The 4,960-nt window shown below is 62.3% G+C and carries 6 protein-coding genes; 5 read left to right on the forward strand and 1 reads right to left on the reverse strand.

Features of this window, described 5'->3' with window-relative positions; translation table 11 throughout:
- The 4 genes from EN884_RS25560 to EN884_RS25575 all read left to right on the forward strand — a co-directional run.
- Positions 1–961, forward strand: a 961-nt coding sequence (locus tag EN884_RS25560) for an L-serine ammonia-lyase (RefSeq protein WP_128301005.1), incomplete at its 5' end; no start/stop codon positions are given.
- Positions 962–1,037: 76 nt separating this feature from the next.
- A complete protein-coding gene (locus EN884_RS25565) occupies positions 1,038–1,475 on the forward strand; it encodes a DUF1489 family protein (RefSeq protein WP_013531780.1) in 438 nt (145 codons plus the stop codon).
- Positions 1,476–1,559: 84 nt separating this feature from the next.
- A complete protein-coding gene (locus EN884_RS25570; RefSeq protein ID WP_027161546.1) occupies positions 1,560–2,291 on the forward strand; it encodes a hypothetical protein in 732 nt (243 codons plus the stop codon).
- The gene (locus EN884_RS25575; protein WP_013531778.1) at positions 2,291–2,989 is read left to right on the forward strand and encodes a DnaJ domain-containing protein; all 699 of its coding nucleotides are present in this window, start codon (positions 2,291–2,293) and stop codon (positions 2,987–2,989) included. The genes EN884_RS25570 and EN884_RS25575 overlap by 1 nt, the downstream gene beginning before the upstream one ends.
- 46 nt (positions 2,990–3,035) lie before the next feature.
- On the opposite strand, the gene EN884_RS25580 is transcribed toward EN884_RS25575, so the two are convergent.
- The gene (locus tag EN884_RS25580; RefSeq protein ID WP_013531777.1) at positions 3,036–4,445 is read right to left on the reverse strand and encodes a D-alanyl-D-alanine carboxypeptidase; all 1,410 of its coding nucleotides are present in this window, start codon (positions 4,443–4,445) and stop codon (positions 3,036–3,038) included.
- 285 nt (positions 4,446–4,730) lie between these two features.
- On the opposite strand from EN884_RS25580, the gene EN884_RS25585 reads away from it, so the two are divergent.
- Positions 4,731–4,960 (forward strand): phasin family protein (locus tag EN884_RS25585; protein ID WP_164895152.1); only part of this gene is annotated, 230 nt, incomplete at its 3' end.

Here is a 4,960-nt window from a genome sequence, read left to right on the forward strand (position 1 = left end):
CTATTATTCGATCGGCGGCGGCTTCGTGGTTTCCGAAGAGGAACTGCAGCGGATGAAGGCCAAGGGATCGGTGACGACGGAAGGCAAGAAAGTGCCTTATCCGTTCAAGAATGCGGTCGAGATGCTGGCCATGGCCGGCAAAAGCGGCCTTTCCATCGCCGACATGAAACGCGTCAACGAGGAGACGCAGATGACGCGCGAGGCGCTCGACGCCGGCCTCGACGGCATCTGGAGCGCCATGAAAGGCTGCATCGACCGCGGCCTGTCGCAGGACGGCATCATGCCGGGCGGGTTGAAGGTGCGCCGCCGTGCCCGCATGCTGCATGACAAGCTGCAGGAGCAATGGCAGCAGAACAAGCCCAATCCCTTGCTCGCCAATGACTGGCTGTCGATCTACGCCATGGCGGTGAACGAGGAAAACGCCGCTGGCGGCCGGGTCGTCACAGCGCCGACCAACGGTGCGGCCGGCACGCTGCCGGCGGTGCTGCGCTACTGGCTGCATTTCCATCCCGAGGCGGACCAGCCGAGCATTCGTGATTTCCTGCTGACGGCTGCTGCGGTCGGCGGCATCATCAAGACCAATGCTTCGATCTCCGGCGCCGAAGTCGGCTGTCAGGGCGAGGTCGGGTCGGCATCGGCAATGGCGGCGGCCGGCCTGTGCGCCGTCATGGGCGGTACGCCCGAGCAGGTCGAGAATGCCGCCGAGATCGCGCTCGAACACCATCTCGGCATGACCTGCGATCCGGTTGGCGGGCTGGTGCAGGTGCCGTGCATCGAGCGCAATGCGCTGGGCGCGGTCAAGGCGGTGACGGCAGCGTCACTGGCCATCAAGGGCGACGGCACCCATTTCGTACCTCTCGATGCAGCAATCGAGACCATGCGCCAGACCGGCCTCGACATGAACGAGAAGTACAAGGAAACCAGCCTGGGTGGGCTCGCCGTCAACGTCGTGGAATGCTGAAGGCTGGCCTAAACTGCCACTGTGGAGAAGTCGATCCGGTCGTTGACGCGTCCGCATGCGGGACTAACCTTAAGCGATGTCTCTCAATCTCATAAAACTCTGTGTCGGCTGCGACAGCGTCGAAGATCTCGAGGAGTGGATCGCCTTCCGCCTCGACGAGCGGCGGCGCGCCGGTGAGCCGGTCGAGCAATATCACACCACGCGCATGATGCCGACGCGCGGCGCCGAGGTCACCGATGGCGGTTCGCTCTATTGGGTGATCAAAGGAAATGTGCAGTGCCGCCAACTGATCACCGAGATCCGGCCGTTCACCGATAGTGAAGGCATCGGCCGCTGCCACCTGATTCTCGACCCCGAGGTTGTTCGAACCGACTGGCAGCCGCGCCGGGCCTTTCAGGGCTGGCGCTATCTGAAGCCGGCCGACGCGCCGCTCGATCTGGGCAAGGGCAAGGCCGGACTGATCGAGATGCCGCCGAAACTCAGGCGCGAGCTTGCCGACCTCGGCCTGCTCTGACCCCAGGTGGCATCACCGTCTGGCCCTTTGTGCCACCCGATGTGGGGCTTGCAAGCGATGTGGCAACGCCACATCTTGTTTTTTATGAGCGATAAGAAGCAACCTGTGCCAGCGAGGACCAATCCTGCGCCGATCAAGCCTCAATCCAACGCTGGCGAGATCGACGCCTTCATTCGCCAGGCGAGGACACTTGCCGCATCGGCGACCGGTTCGGGCAGGCTGATCCTTGCTCTCGACGCGACGATGAGCCGCCAGCCAACCTGGGATCTGGCCTGCACGCTGCAGGGCCAGATGTTCGACGCCGTCGGCAAGGCAGGAACCCTCAGCGTGCAACTGGTTTATTTTCGCGGTCTTGGCGAGTGCCGTTCGTCCGCTTTCGTGAGCGACACCAATGCCTTGAAGCAGCTGATGACGCGGATCGAGTGCCGCAGCGGTCACACCCAGATCGGCAAGGTGCTGGCGCATGCGTTGAAACAGACGGCAACCGCTAAGGTCAATGCGCTGGTCTATATCGGCGATGCGATGGAAGAGGATATCGACGATCTGGCCGAAAAGGCCGGCAGCCTCGGCCTTCATGGCGTTCCTGTCTTCGTCTTTCAGGAAGGCCATGATTCCAGCGCGGAAAAGGCATTCAAAGAGGTTGCGCGGCTGTCCAAGGGGGCCTGGTTCCGGTTTGATCGGCGGGCTGCCGCGACCCTGGCCGGACTGCTTTCGGCTGTCGCCGTGTTCGCGACCGGCGGGTTGAAGGCGCTCGAAGCCAGAGGCAGGCCGGAAGACCGGCTGATGATCGAGCATCTGCGGGGCGGCGGAAAATAATGGGCGCAATCATCGCTTTTGTAGCGTTGCTTTTGCTGCTGCTCGGCGCGGTGACGATTTTTCTGCGTGCCGAGCCAGCGAAACTGGCGGGCACGCTGCGAACGCTTGGGCCGGCTCTTCTGGCAGTTGTCGGCGTCGCCGTGCTGGTGGTCGGCCGTGAAGGCGTCGGCGGCATGATCCTCACCGCGGCAATTGCCTGGTATGGTTCCATGCGAATGAAACGCCAGCCGGCGGGGCTTGCACCGGGCAAACGCTCGACGGTGCGCACAGCGGCATTGGAAATGGAGCTCGATCACGATACCGGCGGCCTCGAAGGACTGGTCCTGGCTGGCCGCCACGAAGGCAAGATGCTTGGCGCGATGGGGCTGGTGGAATTGCAGCACCTCTACCGCGAACTCTCCGGTGATCCGGAGAGCCGGCAGTTGCTAGAGACGTATCTTGACGGCAGATTTCCCGTCTGGCGCAAAAACACTGAGACGAACGGTGGCGAAGGGCTGGGTGTTGCGCCAGGTCCGGGCGCCATGACTAAGGAGGAGGCCTACAAGGTCCTTGGTCTTGAAGCGGGGGCCGCCGCGGCGGATGTCCGCAAGGCGCACCGCCGCCTGATGCAGCGCCTGCACCCCGATGTCGGCGGCACGTCTTTCCTGGCGGCGCGGATTAACGAAGCCAAGGACGTCTTGCTCTCCAATCACAACTAGTCTCCTTCGACGCAGAATTTTTCCGGGAGATGATTTCCACGCCGTCCTACTGCTGGACGGCGTAGCACTCGATGTTCTTCTTCTTCAAAGCGGTGCAGGCCTTCCAGGCGGCGGTCTTCGAACCGAAGCCGCCGAAGCGGGCGCGATAGTAGGTGACGCCGTCCTTGTCGAAGGCGACGGTGAAGCCGGAGGCGTCGGCCAGCACCTTGGGCGCCTGCTTGGTGGTCTTGTCGAGGAAGGCCTGTGCCTCGGACTGCTTTGGCGACGAGGCGACCTGAATGGCCCAGCCCGACGGCACCGACGCCGTGTTGACCGGATCGACGGCCGCTGGTGTTGGCTCGGCATAGGCAGCGACGACCTGGGCCGTCGCGACCTGGGGGGCTGAAACGATGACGGTCTTGACCTTTCTGGTCTTGACGACGGGGGCTGCTTCTTCGGCCTGCGGGGTATCGTCTTCCGCGACCGTGGCGTCCTCGGCGACGGTGGCGTCGTCCTGCGCCACAACAGGCTTGTCATCGGGCGTCGGAGCGTCATGCTTGGGCAGGAGAACCTGGGCGAGGGCGGTGACCGGGTTGTTGCCGCCGGCCTTGGCCACCAGATCGCCACCGCCGCGAGTCGATGCCCTCGGCAGATAGGTGTTGATCAAGCTGGCCATCTGATTGTCGCGGCTGCGGCCGGAACTGCCGCCCATGACCACGCCGACGATGCGGCGATTGCCGTCGGAAACCGACGAGACGAGGTTGAAGCCGGAGGCGCGGGTGTAGCCCGTCTTGATGCCGTCGACACCCTTGATGCGTCCGAGCAGGCGATTGTGACCGTTGATGCGCTGACGCCCGTAGAGGAAGGAGCGCTGCGAGAAATAGCCGTAATATTGCGGAAAATGTTCGCGCAGCGCGATGCCGAGCGTCGCCATATCGCGCGCGGTGGTGAACTGGCCAGGGTCTGGCAGGCCATTGGCGTTGCGGAACACGGTGCCGTTCATGCCCAGCGCACGCGCCTTGGCGGTCATCATGCGGGCAAAAGTGGTTTCATTGCCGCCGAGCATTTCGCCGAGCGCGGTGGCCGAGTCATTCGCCGACTTGGTGACGATCGACAGGATCGCGGTCTCGACCGTGACCGAACCGCCCGGCTTCACGCCAAGTTTCGTCGGCGCCTCGGCGGAGGCCTTGGCGGAAAACACCACTGGCGTATTCCTGCTGATCTTGCCCTTCGCCATCGCTTCGAAGGTCAGGTACAGCGTCATCATCTTGGTCAGCGAAGCTGGATAGCGCCTGCCGTTGGCATCTGCGGAGTAAAGCACCTTGCCAGTCTTGGCATCCACGACGATGGCCGCCTGCTTGGCCGCCAGCGACGAGGCAACGTCTCCAAAAACGAATGTCATCGCCAAGGCGATGATCATCATCGTTTTGAGAGGGGAGGTGGATTTGGAAACGATGCCCAACAACGCCTTACGCACTGGTACTTCCCTTGGATTTCTTCGTTGCGTTGGAGGCGGCAAAGGGTCCTGCCTCGCTTCCGGCCAAGCTACCGGCGCAGCGTTACCAATCCGTTTATGGTAACCGCCGCGTTCACCATTTTCTTCGTGCTTGAAGCTCTCTTTATTCGATTTTTAGCCATTGGCTGCGCAGGCGGGTCCGCGAGCCCGCGAAATCTTGACTTTTGTGCGGCGCACAATATATTATCTTGCATTGCACAAGGGCGCCCCGAAGAAGGACGCCTCAACCGTCAAGGGAATCGTGAAATGACCCAGACCTATGAGGACTTCAGCAAATACGGCAAAGAGTTCGCCGACACCGGATTGAAGAGCTTCGCGTCGCTCTCCAAGGGCGCACAGGCGATTGCCACCGAGGCTGGTGAATACACCAAGAAGAGTTTTGAAACCGGCAGCGCCACTGTGGAGAAGCTGTTTTCAGCCAAGTCGCTGGAAAAGGCCATCGAGATCCAGTCGGACTACGCCAAGCAGTCCTATGA

This window comes from Mesorhizobium sp. M7A.F.Ca.AU.001.01.1.1 (assembly GCF_004022735.1).
Taxonomy (GTDB): domain Bacteria; phylum Pseudomonadota; class Alphaproteobacteria; order Rhizobiales; family Rhizobiaceae; genus Mesorhizobium; species Mesorhizobium ciceri.

What these genes read in the sequence shown, in the direction of transcription:
- EN884_RS25565 (WP_013531780.1), top strand. Translation starts at nt 1,038, where the DNA reads ATGTCTCTCAATCTCATAAAACTCTGTGTCGGCTGCGACAGCGTCGAA.
- EN884_RS25575 (WP_013531778.1), top strand. Translation starts at nt 2,291, where the DNA reads ATGGGCGCAATCATCGCTTTTGTAGCGTTGCTTTTGCTGCTGCTCGGC.
- EN884_RS25570 (WP_027161546.1), top strand. Translation starts at nt 1,560, where the DNA reads ATGAGCGATAAGAAGCAACCTGTGCCAGCGAGGACCAATCCTGCGCCG.